General features: G+C 61.7%; 21 protein-coding genes. 7 read left to right on the top strand and 14 right to left on the bottom strand.

The genetic code is table 11. The features are described from left to right. Positions 1-23: 23 nt before the first annotated feature. The 13 genes from lpxA to rpsB form a co-directional block, all read right to left on the bottom strand. On the bottom strand, positions 24-791 hold the full coding sequence (gene lpxA, locus CWI66_RS08575; RefSeq protein ID WP_100731446.1) for an acyl-ACP--UDP-N-acetylglucosamine O-acyltransferase: 768 nt from the start codon (positions 789-791) through the stop codon (positions 24-26). Then, positions 788-1,231 carry a 3-hydroxyacyl-ACP dehydratase FabZ gene (fabZ, locus tag CWI66_RS08570; RefSeq protein ID WP_026001844.1) on the bottom strand — a complete coding sequence of 148 codons (444 nt, stop codon included), beginning with the start codon at positions 1,229-1,231 and terminating at the stop codon, positions 788-790. The genes lpxA and fabZ overlap by 4 nt, the downstream gene beginning before the upstream one ends. A gap of 142 nt (positions 1,232-1,373) precedes the next feature. After that, positions 1,374-2,405 carry a UDP-3-O-(3-hydroxymyristoyl)glucosamine N-acyltransferase gene (gene lpxD, locus CWI66_RS08565; protein WP_081195718.1) on the bottom strand — a complete coding sequence of 344 codons (1,032 nt, stop codon included), beginning with the start codon at positions 2,403-2,405 and terminating at the stop codon, positions 1,374-1,376. 55 nt (positions 2,406-2,460) lie between these two features. Next, entirely contained in the window at positions 2,461-2,961 is a 501-nt protein-coding gene (locus CWI66_RS08560) for an OmpH family outer membrane protein (RefSeq protein WP_039175240.1), read from the bottom strand. 19 nt (positions 2,962-2,980) lie between these two features. Further along, positions 2,981-5,332 (bottom strand): outer membrane protein assembly factor BamA, encoded by a 2,352-nt coding sequence (gene bamA / locus CWI66_RS08555; protein ID WP_371317386.1) that lies wholly within the window; start codon positions 5,330-5,332, stop codon positions 2,981-2,983. A 98-nt stretch (positions 5,333-5,430) separates the two neighbouring features. Further along, the gene (gene rseP / locus CWI66_RS08550; RefSeq protein ID WP_016915042.1) at positions 5,431-6,789 is read right to left on the bottom strand and encodes an RIP metalloprotease RseP; all 1,359 of its coding nucleotides are present in this window, start codon (positions 6,787-6,789) and stop codon (positions 5,431-5,433) included. A 26-nt stretch (positions 6,790-6,815) separates the two neighbouring features. Next, positions 6,816-8,027 carry a 1-deoxy-D-xylulose-5-phosphate reductoisomerase gene (ispC, locus tag CWI66_RS08545; RefSeq protein ID WP_016915043.1) on the bottom strand — a complete coding sequence of 404 codons (1,212 nt, stop codon included), beginning with the start codon at positions 8,025-8,027 and terminating at the stop codon, positions 6,816-6,818. Then, entirely contained in the window at positions 8,024-8,845 is an 822-nt protein-coding gene (locus CWI66_RS08540; RefSeq protein WP_100731444.1) for a phosphatidate cytidylyltransferase, read from the bottom strand. The genes ispC and CWI66_RS08540 overlap by 4 nt, the downstream gene beginning before the upstream one ends. Beyond that, positions 8,838-9,623, bottom strand: coding sequence for a polyprenyl diphosphate synthase (uppS, locus tag CWI66_RS08535; protein WP_081195121.1), 786 nt, complete (start codon positions 9,621-9,623; stop codon positions 8,838-8,840). Before uppS ends, CWI66_RS08540 begins: the two co-directional genes overlap by 8 nt. Before the next feature lie 105 nt (positions 9,624-9,728). Further along, entirely contained in the window at positions 9,729-10,286 is a 558-nt protein-coding gene (gene frr, locus CWI66_RS08530) for a ribosome recycling factor (protein ID WP_081136731.1), read from the bottom strand. A gap of 4 nt (positions 10,287-10,290) precedes the next feature. After that, entirely contained in the window at positions 10,291-11,058 is a 768-nt protein-coding gene (gene pyrH, locus CWI66_RS08525; protein WP_016915047.1) for a UMP kinase, read from the bottom strand. Between the two features lie 122 nt (positions 11,059-11,180). Further along, on the bottom strand, positions 11,181-12,050 hold the full coding sequence (gene tsf / locus CWI66_RS08520) for a translation elongation factor Ts (RefSeq protein ID WP_081195119.1): 870 nt from the start codon (positions 12,048-12,050) through the stop codon (positions 11,181-11,183). Positions 12,051-12,266: 216 nt separating this feature from the next. Further along, positions 12,267-13,016 carry a 30S ribosomal protein S2 gene (gene rpsB / locus CWI66_RS08515; protein WP_100731443.1) on the bottom strand — a complete coding sequence of 250 codons (750 nt, stop codon included), beginning with the start codon at positions 13,014-13,016 and terminating at the stop codon, positions 12,267-12,269. A gap of 323 nt (positions 13,017-13,339) precedes the next feature. Between rpsB and map the strand changes: the two genes are divergently transcribed. The 7 genes from map to CWI66_RS08480 all read left to right on the top strand — a co-directional run bounded on the left by map (position 13,340) and on the right by CWI66_RS08480 (position 21,093). After that, positions 13,340-14,131 carry a type I methionyl aminopeptidase gene (map, locus tag CWI66_RS08510; protein WP_081136735.1) on the top strand — a complete coding sequence of 264 codons (792 nt, stop codon included), beginning with the start codon at positions 13,340-13,342 and terminating at the stop codon, positions 14,129-14,131. Next, positions 14,131-16,806: a [protein-PII] uridylyltransferase gene (locus CWI66_RS08505; RefSeq protein WP_100731442.1), complete on the top strand. Its 2,676-nt coding sequence runs from the start codon at positions 14,131-14,133 to the stop codon at positions 16,804-16,806. Before map ends, CWI66_RS08505 begins: the two co-directional genes overlap by 1 nt. 96 nt (positions 16,807-16,902) lie before the next feature. Next, complete coding sequence (gene dapC / locus CWI66_RS08500; RefSeq protein ID WP_100731441.1) at positions 16,903-18,099, top strand: succinyldiaminopimelate transaminase; 1,197 nt, start codon at positions 16,903-16,905, stop codon at positions 18,097-18,099. A 34-nt stretch (positions 18,100-18,133) separates the two neighbouring features. Next, positions 18,134-18,481, top strand: coding sequence for a Spx/MgsR family RNA polymerase-binding regulatory protein (locus CWI66_RS08495; RefSeq protein WP_016915053.1), 348 nt, complete (start codon positions 18,134-18,136; stop codon positions 18,479-18,481). 41 nt (positions 18,482-18,522) lie between these two features. Next, positions 18,523-19,548, top strand: a complete 1,026-nt coding sequence (dapD, locus tag CWI66_RS08490) for a 2,3,4,5-tetrahydropyridine-2,6-dicarboxylate N-succinyltransferase (RefSeq protein ID WP_100731440.1) — start codon at positions 18,523-18,525, stop codon at positions 19,546-19,548. Next, positions 19,535-20,707, top strand: a complete 1,173-nt coding sequence (gene dapE, locus CWI66_RS08485; protein ID WP_096922077.1) for a succinyl-diaminopimelate desuccinylase — start codon at positions 19,535-19,537, stop codon at positions 20,705-20,707. The genes dapD and dapE overlap by 14 nt, the downstream gene beginning before the upstream one ends. Beyond that, positions 20,704-21,093, top strand: coding sequence for a hypothetical protein (locus CWI66_RS08480; RefSeq protein WP_016915056.1), 390 nt, complete (start codon positions 20,704-20,706; stop codon positions 21,091-21,093). The genes dapE and CWI66_RS08480 overlap by 4 nt, the downstream gene beginning before the upstream one ends. Positions 21,094-21,150: 57 nt before the next feature. Here CWI66_RS08480 and CWI66_RS18565 read toward each other — a convergent pair whose 3' ends face one another. Then, on the bottom strand, positions 21,151-21,678 hold the full coding sequence (locus CWI66_RS18565; protein WP_016915057.1) for a cold-shock protein: 528 nt from the start codon (positions 21,676-21,678) through the stop codon (positions 21,151-21,153). Positions 21,679-21,731: the final 53 nt, after the last annotated feature.

Genomic DNA, 21,731 nt, shown 5'->3' with positions numbered 1-21,731 from the left:
ACAAGACAGCCAGTTGAGGTGTATTAGCGCACGATACCGCGCGTGGAGCGCTCGATGGAGTCGGCAAACTGCACGACTTCCGGCAGATCGAAGCGGCTGCGCATATCGCTGATGGCCTGCTCGACGGTGAGCCCCTGACGGTAGACCAGTTTGTAGGCAGTGGTCAGGGCGGCTATCGCCTCGCGGCTGAAGCCTCGGCGCTTGAGGCCGACCAGGTTCAGGCCACGCGCTTCGGCAGGGTTGCCGTTGATCATGACGAACGCCGGGGTATCCTTGGTGATGATCGAGCCACCACCCGCCATGGCATGGTCCCCAAAGTGGCAGAACTGATGCACCGCCGAGAGCCCGCCCAGAATGGCATGGTTGCCCAGCGTCACGTGCCCTGCCAGGGTGACCTGGTTGGCCAGGATACAGTCGTTGCCGATGACGCAGTCATGGCCAACGTGCACGTATGCCATGAACAGGTTACGCGACCCGATGGTGGTTTCGCTGCGATCCTGCACCGTACCACGGTGCAGCGTCACCCCTTCACGGATCACGTTATCGTCGCCCATGACCAGCCGCGTCGGCTCGCCGGCGTACTTCTTGTCCTGGCAATCTTCCCCCACCGAGGCAAACTGGAAAATACGCGTGCGCTCACCCAGCACGGTGGGCCCCTTGATCACCACATGGGGGCCAATGACGGAACCGGCACCGATGGTGACATAGGGCCCGATCACACTAAAAGGGCCGACCTCAACGTCATCGGCCAGTCGTGCCGTGGGGTCGACCAGTGCAGTAGGATGTATCAAGCCACCTTCCTCTCGGCACAAATGATTTCTGCTTCACACGCCAGCTCGCCGTCCACCGTGGCACGGCAGGCAAATTTCCAGATGCCGCGCTTGCCACGTATGACGTTGGCTTCCAGCGTCAGCTTGTCACCCGGCATGACCGGGCGCTTGAAACGTACGTTATCGCTGCCGACCAGATAGTAGACATAGCCATCTGCCGGAAGCTTGTTGACCGTCTTGAAGCCCAGAATGCCACACACTTGCGCCAGTGCTTCGACGACCAGCACGCCGGGCATGATGGGGTGATGCGGAAAATGACCATTGAAGAATGGCTCATTGATGCTTACGTTCTTGTACGCCACGATGGCTTCGCCCACGGTCAGTTCCGTGACTCGATCCACCAGCAGGAAGGGATAGCGGTGGGGCAAGTACTCGCGAATTTCGTTGATATCCATAACCATCGTAACGACCTCTAAATAGACATAGCGCCTGAACAGCGTCAGGCAGGCACCAGCACTCCTGCTGGCCAAAAGGCAGAGGATTATAACGCGCTGCTATCGAGCCTCAAGCCACACATCCTCAAAATCCTTGTTTACTTCACGATCAACGCTGGCTTTTTTCCAATCGCGCCAATCGTTTGGCAATATCATCCAGCTGCTTGAAGCGCACCGCGTTCTTGCGCCATTGAGTGTTGCTCATGGCGCCCGTGCCGGAGGAGTAGACACCTGGCTCATGAATCGAATTGGTCACCAGACTCATACCCGTCACCTGGACCCCATCGCACAAGGTCAAGTGGCCCGACAAGCCAACGCCGCCGCCCAGCATACAGTGCTTGCCCACTTTGGTAGAACCCGCAATGCCCACACAGCCCGCCAGGGCGCTGTGGTCGCCAATCGTGACGTTATGGGCAATCTGCACCTGGCTGTCGATCTTGACGTCATTACCAATGACCGTATCGCCCAATGCGCCGCGGTCGATACTCGAACAGCTGCCGACCTCGACATCATCGCCAAGGATGACGCCGCCCAACTGGGCGATCTTGTGCCAGCCTGCGCCATCGTGGGCAAACCCGAAGCCATCGCCACCGATTACACAGCCGCTTTGCAGAATGACCCGCTTACCGATGATGACGCCATGACACACCGTCACGTTGGCGTGCAGCCGAGTATCGTCACCCAGACGGCTGTCGGCCCCCACCACGCTGCCTGCCCCAACGATCACCCGATCCCCCAGCACAGCCCCCGATTCGATCACCGCATTGGCCTGAATCGAGACGCCCTCACCCAGTGTGACGCCTTCCGCCACCACGGCGCGGGGATGAATGCCCGGCACATCGCGGGCCGCCAAAGGGTCAAACAGCTGCGACAGCTTGGCGTAGCCAAGGTAGGGGTTGCTCATTTCCAGCCGTGGCACCGGGCAATTCTTGCCGTGCTCCGGGTGCAGCAGAACGGCGGCGGCACGCGTCGTAGCCAGATCCTTGAGATACGCGCGATTGGCAAGAAATGCTACCTGATCGGGCGCGGCTTCCTTGAGGGTGGCCAGGCCACGGATTGGCTGGTCGGCGTCGCCCTCAAAAGCAACGTCCAGATGACGAGCGATATCGGCCAGGGTGAGGTGTTGAGAAGCGTGCATCATGGGAGCCCAGGAAAGCAGCGGTGCGGCCAACGAGCGCCGCACCCACGGTCATGAATTAGTTCAGCGAATCAAAAATCTGCGTGACCTCATTGGTCACATTGGGAAGGTCCGTCGAGGAGTGCAGCACTCCCTGAGGCTCTACCAACACGTCGATGTTATGACGCTCCAGCACCTGCTCCACGGCCCGCTCGAGCTTGGACTCGGCGCTTTCCAGGAACTGCTGTTCGGAGGTTTGCTGCGCCTGCATCACTTCACGACGAAGCTGTTCGAAACGGCTGCCCTTCTGCTGTAGCTCGGCAATCAGCGCATCGCGCTCGGATTGCGACATGGTCTCGCCCTGCTGCTGCAGGCGAGTTTGCAGCTGTTGCAGCTCGTTACCCAGCGACTGCGCTTCACGCTGCTGGCCACCAATCTGGCTTTCGAGCTGGCTCAGCGATGATTGTGCCGACTGGGTGTTCATCAGCGCTGCGCGCCAATCCAGCACGGCCACTTCAGCCGCGTAGGCAGGTAGCGTCATGGCTCCGAAAAGGCACACAGCGGCGGTCAGTTTACGCATTATCATGACACTCCTTGAGTTAGAACGTTTGGCCAAGCGAGAACTGGAAGAACTGCGTGTCATCGCCACTCTCATCGTTTAACGGCTCTGCAATGCTGAAGGTCAAGGGACCCACGGGCGTCAGCCAGGAGAGACCAATACCCACACTGTAGCGTAAATCGCCCAGATCAACGCCAGAACTGCACTGCTGGCGGCCAGCATCCTCTTCCAGCACGTCGTAGCAGGAGCTCAGGAAGGTATTCCCCGCATCCAGGAACAGCGTAGGCTGTACCGAGCGCTGGTTCTCGACGAACGGCATCGGGAAGAGGACTTCGGCACTGCCTTGCACCAGCACGTTCCCCCCAAGGGTACGATCACGGCCACCCTCGCGGGCGGGCGTAGTGCGCTGCCCCAGGGTGTTGGACGTGAAACCACGCACCGAGCCCAGGCCCCCTGCATAGAAGTTCTCATAGAAGGGGTAAGGATCGTTGCTGGCCAGGGTATCGGCATAGCCCAGGTTACCGCTGAACTTGAATGCCCAGGTCTGATCGTCGTTGATCGGGAAGAGCTGTTGGGCGCGGGCCTGAACCTTGTAGTACTCCGCATCGCTGCCCGGCACCCCGGTTTCCAGCGAGAGACGCTGATAGTTGCCCGCCGTCGGCATGATACCGCGGTTCAGGTTGTTACGGGTCCAGCTGGCGGTCAGCTTCAGGCTCTGGGCATTGTCGCCTTCGTCTTCCACGTAACGGCGAATTTCAGAGGCCGTGTCGAAGTAGGTCTTGACGGTGATATCTTCGATGCTCGCCCCGAAGTTGAGCCGCGACAGCTCACTGACAGGGTAACCGAAGTTGATGCCCGCGCCGTAGGCGTCGGTGGAGAACGTAGAGATATCGGAGTCGGCGTAGTCCGTCTCGCGATAGAAAACGTTATAACCTCGGGAGATGCCGTCCAGGGTCCAGTAGGGGTCGGTAAAGGCAAAGTTCACGCTCGTGAAGGTGTCGCTGCGCTGCGCGCCGACGTTGACTCGGTTACCGGTGCCCAGGAAGTTGTTCTGGGCCAGGCCAACGCCGTAGATCACCCCGGCACTTTGCGAGAAACCGACACTGGCCGAGATGGAGCCGGAAGGCTGCTCTTCCACGTTGTAGGTGACATCCAGCAGGTCGGGCTGCCCCGGTACGGGCTGAGTGTCGACTTCCACCTGGCTGAAGAAGCCAAGCCGCTCCAGGCGCTGACGCGACTGGGTAATGGACTCCGTGGAGGCAGGCGCCCCCTCCAGCTGAATCATTTCACGGCGCAACACCTCGTCCTGAGTCGTGGTGTTGCCAAAGAATTCGATACGACGCACGTATGTCCGCTGGCCCGGATCAACCGCGATCACCAGGTCGACGGTCTCACCGTCGTCGGCCATTTCAGGGATACCGCGCACTTCGGCAAACGCGAAGCCTTCGGCCCCCAGGCGCTGACGCAACGCTTCCGTGGATGCGTTCAGGTCGCCACGAGAGAAAATCTCGCCACTGTTGATCTGCAGCAGGTTGCGCGCTTCGCTTTCGCTGATTTGCAGGTCGCCCGCGAAACGAATGTTACCAACCCGGTACTGGGTGCCCTCGTCGATGTTCAACGTCACGAAGATCTCGGACTTTTCAGGCCCAATCGAAACTTGCGTGGAGGTCACGTCGAAGTTGACATAGCCGCGATCCAGATAAAAAGAGCGCAGACGCTCGATGTCCCCAGAGAGCGCTTCCCGGGAGTACTCGTCCCGCGAGAACCAGCCAAAGAAACGTCCGGGACGGTCGTTCAGTTCGAAGACACCACGCAGCGTGTCGTCATCGAAATCACGGTTGCCCACGATATTGATCTGGCGAATCCTGGCCACTTCACCTTCGTTGATGTCGATGTTGACCTGAACCCGGCCTTCGTCGATTTCATCCACGCCGACATTGATGCTGGCGCTGTAGCGCCCCTGCGACTGATAAACCCCTTCCAGCTCACGCTCGATATCGTCGAGCGTGGAGAGCTGCAGCACTTGCCCTTCAGACAGGCCAGACTGACGCAGACCGTTACGCAGGTCGTCATCGGAAATCTGCCGATTGCCGGTAATGTTCAGACGCGCAATGGTGGGCCTTTCGACGACCTGAATGACCAGAACATCGCCTTCCCGGGCCAGCGAGACGTCTTCGAACAGGCCAGTGGCAAACAGGTCACGTGCGGCAGCGGCCAGCTGCTGCTCACTGACGCGGTCGTTGGCACTGACAGGAAACGCATTAAAGACCGAGGCGGCGGATACCCGCTGTAGTCCTTCCACACGAATGTCCGAAACATCAAAGGATTGTGCCTGGGCGCCGCTGGCGCCTGCCAGCAAGAGTGCCGCCATTCCAAGGGTCTTGATTTTCATGCAGTCAGTTCGCTCGCGTTGGTCTGCCTGTCGTTAAGACAGGCACCATATACATTTGTGCAGGCAGATGACAAGCCATCCGCGCGCTACACGCGTTATTACCACAGGCGCATCAAGTCGAAATAGAGCGCCATCAGCATCAGGGTGCCTACCATGGCCAGCCCAATGCGGAGGCCTATTGCCTGTGTCTGCTCAGATACTGGTCGCCCGCGCAGCACCTCGACGAAATAGTAAAGCAAATGACCACCGTCGAGCACGGGGATAGGCAGCAAATTTAGCACACCCAGGCTGATCGACAGATAGGCCAGAAAGCTAACGAAAGCTTCGGTACCTGCACGCGCTGAATCCCCAGAGATTTGCGCGATGGTAATGGGCCCCGACAGGTTGGAGGGCGAAATCAGCCCCACCAGCATTTTGCGAATGGCATCGACGGTGAGCAGCACCATATCACCGGTGCGTGACAGCGCCTGGCCCAGCGCCTCGATGGGCCCATAGCGAATATCGCGCAGCAGTTCGTCAGGCCAGTTGACCGGCTCGGCACCTGCTCCAATGTACCCAACCTCGACGCCACTCTCCAGCGTATTGCGCCCCGGCGTCATGGTCAGCGTACCGGCTTCGCCGTTGCGCTGGTAACCCACGCTGAGGGTCTGGCCTGCACTGTCACGAATGACTTCAACGAACTGCATCCAGTCGCGAACCGGCTCACCGTTCAGCGTGGTAATCCGGTCGCCTGCCTGAAGGCCAGCCTCGGCCGCTGCCTGGCCTTCCAACACCTGGCCCAGCACGGCAGGAACGTCGGGGCGCCAAGGCACGAAGCCCAGCGTTTCCAGCGGCTGCGGCGGGTCCTGGCGGACCATGTAGCGGCTGATCGGCAGCTGATATACCCGCGAAGCACTGCTGCCTTCCGGGCGCGCTTCGATGGCCAGCTCACCGTTGAAGCCGATCATCGATACCAGCTTCAAATTGATCTCTTCCCAGGAGCGCATGGCGTCGCCCTGGATGGCGGTGATTTCACTGCCCTGGGGCAAGCCCGCTTCGGCCGCCGGGGAGTTGGGCGTGACCGGCCCGACAATCGGCGCCACCGTAGTGGTACCGGCCACGAACAGTGCCCAATAGGCCACGATGGCCAGCAGGAAGTTGGCGATGGGGCCCGCCGCCACGATGGCGATACGCTGCCAGACAGTCTTGCGATTGAACGCCTGGTCCAGCTGCTCTTCGGGGACTGGCGCCTCGCGCTCGTCGAGCATTTTCACGTAGCCACCCAAAGGAATGGCGGCCACCGCAAATTCGGTCCCGTGGCGGTCCACCGTCGACCACAGCGGCTTGCCGAAACCGACCGAGAACCTCAGCACCTTCACACCGCACCGGCGCGCCACCCAAAAGTGGCCAAACTCGTGAAACGTGACCAGCAGGCCCAACACCACGATAACCGCTAGAATATTCTGTATCAGGCCCACGCCGTGCTCCTTTACATGACTCGCCGTTAGAGCGGAGAGGGCTCAGCCCTGCGCTGGCGTACGATGACGTCTGCCTGCTCACGCGCCCAGCGATCCGCATTCAATACTTGCTCAAGGGTCGCGGCAGCGCCTTGATAAGGCTGTGCCATGACCGCCGCCACCACCTCAGCAATCTCGCTAAAGCCGATGGTTTCCGACAGGAAGGCGTCCACCGCGACTTCATTGGCCGCATTGAGAATGGCCGGCGCCGCGCCCCCCTTCTGGATCGCCTCCCGCGCCAATCTCAGGCAGGGAAACAGCGCCTCGTCCGGCGCCTCGAACTCCAGTCGCGCTACCTGAAACAGGTCCAGCGCTTCGACCCCAGCATCGATGCGCTCCGGCCAAGCCAGGCCGTAGGCAATCGGGGTACGCATATCAGGGTTGCCCAGCTGCGCAATGACCGAGCCATCGTCGTAGGCTGCCATCGAATGAATGACGCTTTGGGGGTGCACGACCACCTGCACCTGCTCGGGCGTGGCATCGAACAGCCAGCAGGCCTCGATCAGCTCCAGGCCTTTGTTCATTAGCGTGGCGCTATCCACGGAGATCTTGCGCCCCATGGACCAGTTGGGGTGAGCACAGGCCTGCTCGGGGGTGACCCTGGCGATGTCGGCCGCCGCCCAGCCACGGAACGGACCGCCCGACGCGGTCAACAGCAGTTGACGCACGCCATGTCTGGCCAGCCCCCCACGATGCTCGCTGGGTAGACACTGGTAGATGGCATTATGTTCAGAATCGATCGGCAGCAGGATGGCACCAGAGCGCTCGACTGCCTCCATGAACAGCGCGCCGCTCATGACCAGCGCCTCTTTATTGGCCAACAGCACGCGCTTGCCTGCCTCTGCCGCCGCCAGCGCTGGTAGAAGGCCAGCGGCCCCGACGATGGCGGCCATGACGGTATCGACCTCTGCTGCGCTAGCCACGTCGCATAGCGACTCAGGGCCGGAGAGCACTCGGGTATCGATACCCGATTTTCCAAGCGCCTGCTGTAGCCACTGGGCATCGTTCGCGTCATCCAGCACCGCAAACCGAGGGCGGTGTACCTGACACTGCGCCAGCAAGGCTTCTTTTGAGGTATGAGCCGTCAATGCATAAACACGGTAGCGGTCAGGGTGACGGGCGATCACATCCAGGGTGCTGGTGCCAATCGAGCCCGTGGCCCCGAGCACCGTCACTTGCTGAACGGGTGCGGTGCTCATAGCGCGCTCACCTGAGCCTGCAGCACCAGCAGATAGCACAAGGCAAAAATCGGAATGGCGGCCGTCAGACTATCGATACGGTCCAGCACGCCCCCATGGCCGGGCAGCAGCTGGCTGGAGTCCTTGATATCACGGTAACGCTTGAGCATGCTTTCCAGCAGGTCGCCCAGCACCGAGATCAGCGTGACGACAGCCGTGATCAACAGCAGTGCGATGCCTCCAGCAACCCCCAGGGGCTGCCACAGCGCGAACAGCAGCGCTAGCAGGCACGTGGCCGCAAGACCGCCCAGCACGCCTTCCCAGGACTTGCCGGGGCTGACCCGCGGGGCCAGCTTTCGCTTGCCCCAGCGGCGACCGGCAAAGTACGCCCCGATGTCGGCACTCCACACCAGCAGCAGCACGAACAGCAGCCACACGGCGCCGCTATCACGCAGGACGTTGAACCCCACCCAGCAAGGCAGCAGCACCCAGACGCCCATCAACAGCCGCCGAGTGGTGCTCTGCCACTGCTGGCCCGCCGCCGGGTATTGAGTCACCCAGTACAGGTTCAGCAGCCAACCGGCAGCAGCCAGCCATAGCGGCCACACCGAATAGGCCGCCCCGCTAAACCACAGCAGCGCCATGAGCACCGCCATCCCGACGACGCCACCAAGCCGCTGGCTTGGTTGCGTCACGCCTGCGAGGTTGGTCCACTCCCAGGCACCCAGAAGCACCACAACGGCGGTAAACAGCGCAAACGCGCCGCCCTGTAATCCAAACAACCCGGCCAGCACCAGGGGTGCCAGCCAGGCAGCGGTGATGATTCGCTGTTTAAGCACCTTGCGCCTCTATTTGTTCGTCGGTCATGCCAAAGCGACGGCGTCTCATACAGAAATCGTCCACCGCCTCGTCGAAAGCCGCGCCGTTGAAATCGGGCCACAGCAAGGGAGAGAAATGCAGCTCTGCGTAAGCCAGTTGCCACAGCATGAAATTGGACAAGCGCTGCTCGCCACTGGTACGGATGCACAGATCCACCGGCGGCACCTGCGCCACTCCCATGGCGGCGTCCATTCGCGCCTCGTCAATGGCCTCGGGACTCAGCTCGCCTGCGGCCACCTGTTCGGCCAACTGGCGTGCGGCGCGAGTGATATCCCACTGGCCGCCGTAGTTGGCGGCAATCACCAGGTGCATGCCCGTATTGTCGGCAGTCAGTGCCTGAGCACGCTGAATGTGTTTCTGGATGGCGTGGGAAAAGCCACGCTGATCGCCAATGATGGAGAGCCGTATATTGCGCTCGTGAAGCTTCTTGACCTCACGCTTCAAGGCCATCAGAAAAAGCTCCATCAGCGCGTTGACCTCGGCCGCAGGGCGCTTCCAGTTCTCACTGGAAAACGCAAACAGGCTGAGGGTGTCGACGCCCCGCTCGGCGGCGCGCTCGATGACCGCACGCACGGCCTCGACGCCTGCTCGGTGGCCTCGCGCACCTGACAGCCCACGCGCCCGAGCCCAGCGATTGTTACCATCCATGATGATCGCAACATGGGACGGCAGCCCCTCCTCGGATCGAGAAGGCTCCGTGCCGCCCGGCTGCAGTGAGGGAAGCTGGGGGGAGGTCATGGGGTCTCGCACCAAAGATCAATCATATTAAAGCCAAGCGATGGCCCACGGGCAGCCAGGCTGCCCGTGGTGAAGTGAACGCAGTCTGCGATGTCGACGACATCGTTATACCTGCATGAGATCCTGCTCTTTTGCTGCCAACGCCTTGTCGATCTCGGCGATGTACTTGTCGGTCAGCTTCTGGATCTCGTCTTCGCCCTGGCGCTGATCATCTTCAGTGATCTCTTTCTCTTTCAACAGCGACTTGAAGTCACCGTTGGCGTCACGACGCACGTTACGCACCGCCACACGGGCCGTCTCGGCCTCGCCACGCGCCTGCTTGATGTAGCCCTTGCGCGTTTCTTCGGTGAGCATCGGCATGGGCACGCGAATCACGTTACCGGCACTGGAGGGGTTGAGCCCCAGGTCAGAGGTCATGATCGCTTTTTCGATCTTCGGCACCATGCCCTGCTCCCAGGGGGCAACGGTCAGGGTGCGCGCGTCTTCGACGCTGACCGAAGCCACCTGATTCAGCGGCACCTGGCCACCGTAGTACTCGACGGTCACGGCATCCAGGATGCTGGGATGCGCACGCCCGGTGCGAATCTTGTTAAAGTTGACGTGCAGCGCCTCGACGCTCTTCTTCATGCGAGATTCTGCATCTTTCTTGATGTCGTTGATCACGTTGTTACCCTCTGTCTATCAGCGTGCCTTCCTTGCCCCCTACTACCAGATTCAGCAGGGCACCAGGCTTGTTCATATCGAATACCCGCACCGGCATATCATGGTCACGTACCAGGCAGATAGCGGTCAAATCCATGACGCCCAGCTTCTGCTCCAGCGCATCGTCGTAGGAGAGCTGGTCGTATTTTACGGCGTCGGGGTACTTCACCGGGTCCTTATTGTACACGCCGTCCACCTTGGTGGCTTTGATGACGACGTCCACGTCCACTTCGATACCGCGCAAGCAGGCGGCCGAGTCCGTGGTGAAGAAAGGGTTACCGGTGCCTGCAGAGAACAGCACCACGTCGCCGGAGGTCAGATAGCGAATGGCGGTGCGGCGGTCATAATGCTCCACCACCCCGCTCATGGGAATCGCCGACATCACCCGTGAACGAATATTGGAGCGCTCCAGCGCATCGCGCATGGCTAGCGCATTCATCACGGTGGCCAGCATTCCCATGTGGTCACCCGTCACTCGGTCCATGCCCGCTTCGTTCAACGCAGCGCCACGGAACAAGTTACCCCCTCCAATCACGATACCCACCTGCACACCGATCCCGACCAGCTGGCCGATTTCCAGTGCCATTCGGTCCAGCACTTTGGGGTCGATACCAAAATCATGCTCTCCCATTAGCGCTTCGCCCGACAGCTTCAGCAAAATACGCTTGTATTTCGACTTCGACTTGTCGATTTTCGTGGCAGCGGGGGCAGACTCTTGAATCTCACGTGACATGGCATCTCTCCTGAGGCAGACCTGGACACAGGTGGGCGAGACAGCACCTGTATTACACAGGGGCCGGATACACGAAGGCGTGCGCTCGCGCGCACGCCATCATCTTACAGAAACCTCTGACCTTAGCGACGGCCAGCCTGTTCCATAACTTCTTTGGCAAAGTCGACTTCTTCTTTCTCGATGCCTTCGCCCACTTCAAAGCGAATGAAGCTGACCACTTCACCGCCAGCTGCCTTGACGAACTCGGCAACGGACTGGTTCGGGTCTTTGACGAACGGCTGCTCGGTCAAGCTGTTCTCGGCCAGATACTTCTTCAGGCGGCCTTCGACCATCTTCTCGGCGATCTGCTCGGGCTTGCCCGCCATGTCCGGCTGCGCCAGGATGATGGCTTTTTCCTTGTCCAGCTCTTCCTGGGGCATGTCGGCCGGGTGGGCCACTGCCGGGTTGATGGCAGCTACGTGCATGGCAACGTCCTTGGCAACCTCGGCATTACCGCCTTTCAGCACGGTCAGTACGCCAATGCGGCCACCGTGAACGTACTCGCCAACCAGACCAGCGTCTACAGCGTTGACGACGACGGCACGACGCACGCCGATGTTCTCGCCGATTTTCTGAACCAGCTGCTCACGCACAGACTCCAGATCACCCGCCATCACGGCCGCCACGTCTTCGCTCTTGGCAGCGAAAAAGGCATCCGCAACCTTATCGGCGAAGGCAATGAAGTTATCGTCGCGGGCAACAAAATCGGTTTCAGAGTTGATTTCGACCATGACGCCGTAGCTGCCGTCTTCAGCGACACGCGTTACCACGGCGCCTTCTGCAGCGGTACGACCCGCTTTCTTAGCGGCTTTTAGGCCAGAGCTTTTACGCAGGTTTTCGATCGCCACGTCAATGTCGCCGCCGGCTTCGGTGAGTGCTTTTTTGCACTCCATCATGCCAAGACCGGTACGTTCGCGCAGTTCCTTAACCTGAGAGGCGCTGATAGCTGCCATGAGTTTTCACCTCGGAAATGGTTCTAACTGAGAGTTAAACGCGCTACAGAGTATACGCACGACAGATGACCGTTGCGTATCATGGTGCAGAGCGCTTGCCGGCACCTGGTGCTCGGCGTGATCGGCCCGCCTGGGAGCACCCAAAGCGGGAAAAAGGGGGCATAAGGCCCCCTCTTGACGATGCGGCTCAACTGCCCGCCGCACCCACTGCCAGCGTTACTCGGCAGCAGCGTCAGCGTCGGCAGAAGCGGCTTCTTCCGTCACTTCGACAAACTCTTCGGGACGACCTTCTTTCGCACGGGTGCACGCGTCGGCAATCGCCTTCACGTAGATCTGGATCGCGCGGATGGAGTCATCGTTACCCGGGATCACGTAATCAACGCCATCCGGGTTAGAGTTGGTATCTACCACGCCAATGACCGGGATACCCAGCTTGTTGGCTTCGTTGATCGCGATGCGCTCGTGGTCAACGTCGATCACGAACAGTGCGTCCGGCAGGCCGCCCATGTTCTTGATACCACCGATAGAACGCTCGAGCTTCTCTTGCTCACGCGTGGCCATCAAGACTTCTTTCTTGGTCAGCTTTTCGAACGTGCCGTCTTCGCGCATGACTTCGAGGTCACGCAGACGCTTGATGGACTGACGAATGGTCTTGAAGTTGGTCAGCATGCCGCCCAACCAGCGATGGTTGACGAACGGCTGGCCAACACGGCTGGCTTCTTCCTTGATGATCTTGCTCGCGCTGCGCTTGGTACCAACAAACAGGATCTTGTTGTTGGAAGACGCCATCTTCTCGATCACGTCGATCGCTTCGTTCAGCGCCGGCAGAGTGTGCTCAAGGTTGATGATGTGAATCTTGTTGCGCGCGCCGAAGATGTATTTGCCCATCTTCGGATTCCAGTACTTGGTCTGGTGACCGAAGTGAGCGCCTGCTTTCAGCAGGTCACGCATATTGACGTGAGACATGGTAAAACTCCTGAAACTCGGGTTAGGCCTCCACGCACCCCATGGATCCGACCAGTAGCGCCGCCAGGCGTTGCTAAAGGCACCCGGGACCATGTGCCGGTGCATGTGTGTTTTCAAGGCTTGCTATCGTGCAACCCAGCCATGCCGGGTTGCGCTCTTGTTGCTCTTGCCTGTCGCCTGCGTCAGCAAAAGAAGCTGCGGATGGCGATTGCAGGAAAGCGCGCGGCTTTATACCATAGATCATTGCCAAGATGAAGTCGCCGCTGCGTTATAGCTGCCGTAATGACCGCTCATCCCCTACTCTGAAGCCACATCGAGAATTCATGAACGTTCCCATCAAGACGCCTTCTGAAATCGAGAAAATGCGCGAAGCCGGACGCCAGGCCGCCAGCGTCATCGAAATGATCACGCCGCACATCCAGGCAGGCATCAGCACCGGCGAGATCGACCGTCTGTGCCACGAGTACATCGTCAACGAACTGGGCTCGACCCCGGCGCCGCTGAACTATCACGGTTTCCCCAAGGCCACCTGCACCTCGATCAACCACGTGGTGTGTCACGGCATCCCGGATGACGCCAAGAAGCTGAAAAACGGCGATATCATGAACCTGGACATTACCGTGCGCACCCCCGACGGTTACCACGGCGACTCCAGCGTGATGTTCGTGATCGGCGAGACCATCCAGGGCGAGCGGCTGTGCCGCATCACCCAGGAGTGCCTGTACAAGAGCATCGCCCTGGTCAAGCCCGGCGTGCGTCTTTCCGAGCTGGCCCGCGTGATCCAGCAGCACGCCGAAGCCAACGGCTACTCGGTGGTGCGTGACTTCTGCGGTCACGGCATCGGCGCCGAGTTCCACGAAGACCCTCAGTTCCTGCACTACGATGGCTACGCCCCGGATGCCGACATTCGCCTCGATGCGGGCATGTGCTTCACCATCGAGCCGATGATCAACGTGGGCGGCTACAAGACCAAAGTGTTGCGCGACGGCTGGACCGCGGTGACCAAGGACCGCAGCCTGTCGGCGCAGTGGGAGCACACGCTACTGGTCACCGAGACCGGCGTGGAAGTGCTCACCGCACGCAGCAACGAAGACCTCGGCTTTCTGAACGCCTGATGCTACTACACCACTACCGGTTCGAGCCGGACACGTCGCTTTTCGACCTGGACCTGTTTCGCACCGAACTGTCCGGGGCGCGCTCACCCATCGCCCCGTTCAAGGCGGCGCTCAAGGAGATTCAGGCGCGCCTTGACGAACAGTTTCGCGCGGGTGCGGACATACGTGATCTGGTACGCGGCCGCGCGTGGTATCTCGACCAGCTGCTGGCAATTGCCTGGCAGCGCCACGCCTGGCCCGACGACGGCATTGCGCTGGTGGCGGTGGGCGGCTACGGGCGCGGGGAGCTGCACCCCCACTCGGACATCGACTTGCTGCTGCTGCTCGAACACGATGACGACACCCCCTACCGAGAGCCGCTGAGCGCCTTCGTGACGTTCCTGTGGGACATCGGTCTGGAGATCGGCCATAGCGTACGCTCGCTCAACGACTGCGAGCGGGAGGCCGAAGCCGACGTGACGGTCATCACCAATCTTCTGGAGTCACGCTTGATCGCGGGCCCCGAGCGCCTGCGTGAACAGATGCGCGAGCGCCTGAGCGCGCCCCACGTATGGCCCGCCGACCGCTTTTTCGAGGCCAAGTGGCAAGAGCAGATTTCCCGCCACTACCGCTACAACAACTCCGAGTACCACCTGGAGCCCAACCTGAAAAGCTCGCCCGGTGGCCTGCGAGACATTCAGATGATCGGCTGGGTCGCCAAGCGGCACTTCGGCACCGAGCAGTATACCGACATCGTCGCCAACGGGTTCATGAACGACGCCGAGCTGCGCATCCTCAGCCAGGGGCAGTCGTTCCTGTGGCAGGTTCGCTACGCTCTGCACATGCTCACCGGGCGCGCCGAAGACCGCCTGCTGTTCGACCACCAGCGCACCATCGCCGAGATGTTCGGCTTCAAGGACACACCCGAGCGGCTGGCCGTCGAACAGTTCATGAAGCGCTACTACCGCCATGTGACGGCGCTGGCAGGCCTCAACGACATGCTCCTGCAGCACTTCGATGAAGTGATCCTGCGCGGCACAGAGTCGCTGGAAACCGTCAAGCTCAACGACCGTTTCGAGATCAAAGGGGGCTACATTCAGGCCCGCTCGCGCAACCTGTTTCGTGAACGCCCGGCGGCCATGCTGGAGCTGTTTCTGCTGATGGCCAAGCACCCGGAAATCGAAGGCGTGCGCGCCGACACCATTCGTCTGATCCGTGACCATCGCCATCAGATCGATGACCACTACCGGGAAGACCCGCGCCACCAGCGGCTCTTCATGGCGCTCATGCGGGCGCCGGGCAACGTGCCTCGTCAGCTCCGGCGCATGAACCGTTACGGCATTCTGGGCAAGTACCTGCCGGAGTTCGGCCGAGCAGTGGGGCTGATGCAGCACGACCTGTTTCATATCTACACCGTGGACGCCCACACCCTGCGCCTGCTGAAATTCCTGCACGGCTTCCGCAAGCCCGAGGCAAAGGACGACTTCCCGGTGGCCGCCAACCTGATCCACCAGCTGCCCAAGCTGGACCTGCTGTGGATCGCTGGCCTGTTCCACGACATCGGCAAAGGGCGCGGCGGAGACCACTCGGAAATCGGCGCCCGTGACGTGGCGCAGTTCTGCCGTCGTCATCACGTCTCCCAGCACGATACGAACCTGGTCAGCTGGCTGGTCGAGCATCACCTGCTGATGTCGATGACTGCCCAGAAGCGCGACATCAGCGACCCGGACGTGATCCGCGACTTTGCGCTGGTCGTGCGCGACGAAACCCGCCTGGACTACCTCTACGTGCTCACCGTGGCGGACATCAATGCCACCAACCCCACGCTATGGAACGGCTGGCGGGCCTCGCTGCTGCGCCAGCTGCATGCAGAGACCAAGCGCGCCCTGCGCCGAGGGCTGAAAAACCCGCCGGACAGAGACGACTGGGTGAGAGAGACACGCACCGAGGCCCGCTCACTGCTGCAGACCGTTGGAGTGGATAGCCAGCAAATCGATCAGCTATGGGAGTCCTTGGGGGAGGACTACTTCCTGCAGTACGCCCCCAGCGAGATCGTGTGGCAGACCCAGGGCATTCTGGCCCATCAGCCCTCCCCCCTGCCGCTGGTGCTGATCAGTGCCCCCACCGCCGACATGGCCGAGGGCGGCACCAAGGTGTTTATCCACACCCGCTCCGTGGATGATCTGTTTGCCGCCACGGCTGCGGCCATGGAGCAGTTGGGGCTGTCCATCCACGATGCGCGGATCGCCACGTCCCACAACGACTGGACGCTGAATACCTTCATCGTGCTGGATAGCCATAGCCAGCCAATCCGTGACCCACAGCGCATCGAAGAGATGCGCAGCCACCTGGTGGAAGAGCTGGACGACCCGGACGACTACCCCGAGATCGTCACCCGGCACACCCCGCGCCAGCTGAAGCACTTCAAGGTGCCCACGGAAGTCGTCATCGAGCAGGACCCGGCCAATGAGCGTACGCTGCTGGAGCTGACCGCCCCTGACCGCCCCGGCCTGCTGGCCCGAGTGGGACGTATCTTCATGGAGCAGGATATCGCCCTGTCGGCCGCCAAGATCGCCACCCTGGGCGAGCGCGTCGAGGACGTCTTTTTCATCACCACCAAGGCCGGTGAACCGCTCACCGACCCCGCCCGTCAACAGCAGCTTCGTGAGCGGCTGATCGACGTATTGAGCGTCTAGCCCAAGTGCCTGGCCGAGCAGCCCCTGGTCGTTGGGTTTGAGCCTGCCCCAGGGGTTGCCTATAATCGGCGGTTCGATAAACGGTACGGACTCGCCATGAACTCAGACCTGAACGCCCTGCACCCCTATCCGTTTGAAAAGCTGGCCGCCCTCAAGGCGACGCTCACGCCTCCGGCGGGGCTTGCGCATATTCCGCTGACCATTGGCGAGCCCCAGCATGCTCCTTACCAGGGCGCACTGGACGCACTCATTGCCCACCAGTTGGAGATGGCGCGCTACCCAGCCACCAACGGCCTGCCCGCCCTGCGCGAGACCATTGCCACCTGGGCCACCCAGCGCTTTGGTCTGGCGGGGCTGGACGCCGAACGCCAGGTGCTGCCGGTGAACGGCACCCGTGAAGCCATCTTCGCCTTTGTGCAGGCGGCGCTGGACCGCACCCGCCCCGCCAGAGTAGCCGTGCCCAACCCGTTTTATCAGATCTACGAAGGCGCCACGCTGCTGGCAGGCGGCGAGCCACTTTACCTGGACTGCACCGCCGACAATGGCTTTCGCCCCGATTTCGCAGCCGTCAGCGCCGACACCTGGCGCGACGTGCAGATCGTCTTCCTCTGCTCTCCGGGCAATCCCACCGGCGCGGTGACCCCGCTGGCCGAGTTCAAGCAGCTCATTGCCCTGGCCGACGAACACGACTTCATCATCGCCTCCGACGAGTGCTACTCCGAGCTCTACCTGGACGAAGCCACTCCGCCGCCCGGGCTGCTGCAGGCCTGCGCCGAGCTGGGCCGCGATGACTACCGCCGCTGCGTGGTGTTTCATTCGCTCTCCAAACGCTCCAACCTGCCAGGGCTGCGCTCGGGTTTCGTGGCGGGCGACGCCGATCTCCTCGCTCCGTTCAAGCGCTACCGCACCTACCACGGCTGCGCGATGTCACTGCCGCTGCAGCACGCCTCCATCGCTGCCTGGCAGGACGAAGCCCACGTGCGCGCCAACCGTGACGCCTACCGCGAGAAATTCAGCGCTGTCACCGAGGTTCTTGCGCCGGTCATGTCGTTCCCGACGCCCGAAGCCAGCTTCTACCTGTGGCCCGCCGTGCCGGGGGGCGACGATATCGCCTTTGCTCAGCGACTGTTCAGCGAACAGCATGTCAGCGTGCTGCCTGGCAGCCTGATGGGCCGCCCAGGCAAGGAGGGGCATAATCCAGGCGCAGGTCGTCTACGCTTAGCGTTGGTGGCAGAGCTCGAACCGACCCTGGAAGCAGCCAAGCGTCTGCGCCAGCTGATCGAGCGCAGCTAACGCCGCCGATACCCCACGACAAGGAGGCTTTTCCATGCTGACGCTATATATCATCAACACCTGCGACACCTGCCGCAAAGCCCGCAAGGCGCTGGAGGAGAGCGGTATTCCCTTCAAGACCCATGACCTGCGCAAGGATGGCCTGTCGGCCAGTCTGCTGGAGCATATTCTCGAGCGGGTGCCGCTGCTGGAAGCCATCAATAAACGCAGCACCACCTGGCGCAACCTGCCCCAGGAGGAAAAGGATCAGCTGGACGCCACGTCGGCCCGTCGGCTGCTGCTGGAACAACCCACGCTGCTCAAACGTCCGCTACTCGAAGTCGACAACAGCACCATCCTGGTCGGCTACCGCGACGGCGATTACGACAAACTGAGCGGCTGAACGCCCCCTCTTAGACACACAACCTTGAAGGAAGCCCCGTTATGCTGAGCTTTGCGCTTGGAATTGGTACCCAAAACACCCAGGGTGACTGGCTGGAAATCTACTACCCGGCCCCGCTGCTGAACCCCGACGAGAGCCTGGTGGCCGCCGCCAGGGAAGCGCTGGGCGCCGCTGCCGAGAACAGCCCTGTCAGCTTCCTGCCGGAAGACTGCACCCGCCTGGCCAAGGCACTGGAAGCCGCGGGTCATTCCGAGCAGGCAGCGCTGGCCGAGTCTTTCGCCACCAGCCAGCGCCCGCTGGTAGCAATGTTCCTGGACACCGACCAGGCGCCGCAAACCGTGCCGGAGGTCTACCTCAAGCTGCACCTGCTGTCCCACCGTCTGGTGAAGCCCCACGGCCTGGACCTGACCGGCATGTTCGGCCTGCTGCGCAACATCGCCTGGACCAACGAAGGCGCCATCGACATCGAAGAGCTGCCGGCTCGCCGCCTCAAGGCACGCCTGGCAGGCCGCGCGCTGTCCGTCGACTGCGTCGACAAGTTCCCCAAGATGACCGACTACGTGGTGCCCACCGGCATCCGCATTGGCGACACCGCCCGCGTACGCCTGGGCGCCTACCTGGGCGAAGGCACCACGGTCATGCACGAAGGCTTCGTCAACTTCAACGCGGGCACCGAAGGCCCGGGCATGATCGAAGGCCGCATTTCAGCGGGCGTCATGGTCGGCAAAGGCTCCGACCTGGGCGGCGGCTGCTCCACCATGGGCACCCTCTCCGGTGGTGGCAACATCATTATCAAGGTGGGCGAAGGCTGCCTGATCGGCGCCAACGCCGGTATCGGCATTCCGCTGGGCGACCGCTGCACCGTGGAAGCGGGCCTGTACATCACCGCTGGCTCCAAGGTGACCGTCCTCGACGACCAAGGCCAGGAGGCCAACACCGTGGCCGCCCGTGAGCTGGCTGGCCAGGACGACCTGCTGCTGCGCCGCAACTCGCAAAATGGCCGCATCGAGTGCCTCACCAACAAGAGTGCCATTGCGCTGAACGAGGCGCTGCATGCCCACAACTGAGTCTGCTGCCCTGTCACCGACGCTCACCCTGGCCTTTGACCTGCTGGGTCGCGCGTCGGTGACCCCGGACGACGAGGGCTGCCAGGACCTGATGATCGAGCGCCTCACGGCGCTCGGTTTCCATGTCGAGCAGCTGCCGTTCGGCGATGTGAAAAACTTCTGGGCCGTGCGCGGCCATCATGGCCCGGTGCTGGCCTTCGCCGGGCATACCGATGTGGTGCCCAGCGGGCCGCATACCAGCTGGGAGTTTCCGCCCTTCGAGCCATGCATCGACGAGCAGGGCATGCTCTGCGGGCGCGGTGCGGCCGACATGAAAGGCAGCCTGGCCGCCATGCTGACCGCCGTGGAGCGCTTCGTGGCCCGCTACCCCGACCACGACGGCCGTATCGCCTTCCTGATCACCTCCGATGAGGAAGGCCCCGCCGTGGACGGCACCCGAGCCGTGGTGGAGCACCTGCGCGAGCGCAACGAACGGCTGGACTACTGCATCGTCGGCGAGCCCTCTTCCACGGCGCGGCTGGGGGATGTGATCAAGAACGGCCGACGCGGCTCGCTGGGTGGCGTGCTGCATGTCAAAGGGGTGCAGGGGCATGTGGCCTACCCCCACTTGGCACGCAACCCCATTCACCAGGCGCTGCCTGCGCTCGATGCCCTGGCACGCGAGCACTGGGATGCTGGCAACGACTTCTTTCCCGCCACCAGTTTCCAGATTTCCAATGTGCGCGCGGGTACCGGGGCGACCAACGTGATCCCTGGCGACATCGAAGTGGTGTTCAACTTCCGCTACTCCACGGAAGTGACCCACGAAGCGCTGAAAGCCCGCACCGAAGCGATTCTGGATCGCCATGGCCTCGAGTACCATGTGGACTGGACCCTGAACGGCGAGCCCTTCCTGACCGCCGAAGGCGAACTGGTCGATGCGGCCATTCGCGGCGTGGAAGCCGTCACCGGCGAGCGCCCGCAGCTGTCGACCAGCGGCGGCACCTCCGATGGCCGTTTCATTGCCACCCTGGGGGCACAGGTGGTGGAGCTGGGCCCGCTCAACGACACCATTCACAAGGTGAACGAACGCGTGCTGGCCAGCGACCTCGATGCGCTCAGCCGCATCTACGAAGCCACCCTGCAGGCGCTGCTCACTACTGACGAGGTATGCGTATGATGGAGCGGTTTCCGGATATCGAAGTGTACCTGGCCCGCGTGTCGCTGGACGATCTCAACGCCTGGCTCAGCGAGGCGCTCGCCGCCCCACCGCTGGGCCCGGCGGGCAAGGGCAAGTGGAAAACCCGTGGCCAGCATCAGGGGGAAAGCGTCCCGGTGCTGCTGGTGGACAACGCCGCCGACGGCTTTGCCAGCCTGTGGTTCGACAGCGCCCACACCCCCTGGCACACCGACCAGGAGTGCGCGCAGCACGCGGCCGAAGCGCTCAACGTGGAAGTCCGCTGTTCGCTGGGCGGCTGGCACCCTGGCGATGACCCGGACCGCTTCTGGCAAGTGCTGCCCGGCGGCCAGGAAAAAGCCATCGAATGGCCAGACTCCGGTCGCTAAACGCAAAAACCCCCGCACAAGGCGGGGGTTTTCCTGTCAGCAACCGCGCCGGAGCGCTTATTCGATAATGCTGACATCATCGGCCTGAAGGCCACGGTCGTTCTTGATCACGTGGTAACGCACGATTTGGCCTTCGGCCAGCATGCGTGGGCCACGACCGCGTATCGCCCGAAAATGCACGAAGACATCTTCGCCATTGTCCCGGGTGATGAAGCCGTAGCCCTTGTTGGTGTTGAACCACTTGACCTCGCCCTCTTCACGGCCATCGTTGGGGTCGATGATATCCTCTTCTTCATCGTCCACCACGGGTGCTGCCTGGGGCTGACGCGTGGCAGGTTTGACCCTGGCCACATCGGCCTTTACCACCATGGGTGGTGCCAGAGCCGCAGCCGCCAGCGTACCGACGAACAACATTGCAAAACAGCCAAGTGCCACAGCGGCATACACACTGAAAGCAGCCTCGGCCAACCACTGTTCAGCCAGCGGTGCATTGGTTAAATGAACAATCCCCGCCAGAAGAAGCGGCGTGGGGGCGGCCAGTAAGATACTGATAAAGAAACAGCGAAAAACAACTTTTGGGTTCATGGATGATAAAAGCTCTCTTGTTGTATGGGTAACAGAAGCAAGACAATACTCGG

The organism is Halomonas sp. 141, assembly GCF_002810305.1.
In the GTDB taxonomy this organism is placed as follows: Bacteria; Pseudomonadota; Gammaproteobacteria; order Pseudomonadales; family Halomonadaceae; genus Vreelandella; species Vreelandella stevensii.
Note: the sequence above shows the minus strand (reverse complement) of the source record. Positions and strands in the feature narration are given on the sequence as shown.

Coding starts and splice junctions, on each gene's coding strand:
- uppS (WP_081195121.1), bottom strand. CDS start 9,623: ATGACCTCCCCCCAGCTTCCCTCACTGCAGCCGGGCGGCACGGAGCCT.
- ispC (WP_016915043.1), bottom strand. CDS start 8,027: ATGAGCACCGCACCCGTTCAGCAAGTGACGGTGCTCGGGGCCACGGGC.
- rpsB (WP_100731443.1), bottom strand. CDS start 13,016: ATGTCTCACGTCAATATGCGTGACCTGCTGAAAGCAGGCGCTCACTTC.
- lpxD (WP_081195718.1), bottom strand. CDS start 2,405: ATGATGCACGCTTCTCAACACCTCACCCTGGCCGATATCGCTCGTCAT.
- dapD (WP_100731440.1), top strand. CDS start 18,523: ATGCTGAGCTTTGCGCTTGGAATTGGTACCCAAAACACCCAGGGTGAC.
- map (WP_081136735.1), top strand. CDS start 13,340: ATGAACGTTCCCATCAAGACGCCTTCTGAAATCGAGAAAATGCGCGAA.
- fabZ (WP_026001844.1), bottom strand. CDS start 1,231: ATGGTTATGGATATCAACGAAATTCGCGAGTACTTGCCCCACCGCTAT.
- bamA (WP_371317386.1), bottom strand. CDS start 5,332: ATGAAAATCAAGACCCTTGGAATGGCGGCACTCTTGCTGGCAGGCGCC.
- CWI66_RS08560 (WP_039175240.1), bottom strand. CDS start 2,961: ATGCGTAAACTGACCGCCGCTGTGTGCCTTTTCGGAGCCATGACGCTA.
- CWI66_RS08495 (WP_016915053.1), top strand. CDS start 18,134: ATGCTGACGCTATATATCATCAACACCTGCGACACCTGCCGCAAAGCC.
- CWI66_RS18565 (WP_016915057.1), bottom strand. CDS start 21,678: ATGAACCCAAAAGTTGTTTTTCGCTGTTTCTTTATCAGTATCTTACTG.
- tsf (WP_081195119.1), bottom strand. CDS start 12,050: ATGGCAGCTATCAGCGCCTCTCAGGTTAAGGAACTGCGCGAACGTACC.
- CWI66_RS08480 (WP_016915056.1), top strand. CDS start 20,704: ATGATGGAGCGGTTTCCGGATATCGAAGTGTACCTGGCCCGCGTGTCG.
- pyrH (WP_016915047.1), bottom strand. CDS start 11,058: ATGTCACGTGAGATTCAAGAGTCTGCCCCCGCTGCCACGAAAATCGAC.
- dapE (WP_096922077.1), top strand. CDS start 19,535: ATGCCCACAACTGAGTCTGCTGCCCTGTCACCGACGCTCACCCTGGCC.
- CWI66_RS08505 (WP_100731442.1), top strand. CDS start 14,131: ATGCTACTACACCACTACCGGTTCGAGCCGGACACGTCGCTTTTCGAC.
- dapC (WP_100731441.1), top strand. CDS start 16,903: ATGAACTCAGACCTGAACGCCCTGCACCCCTATCCGTTTGAAAAGCTG.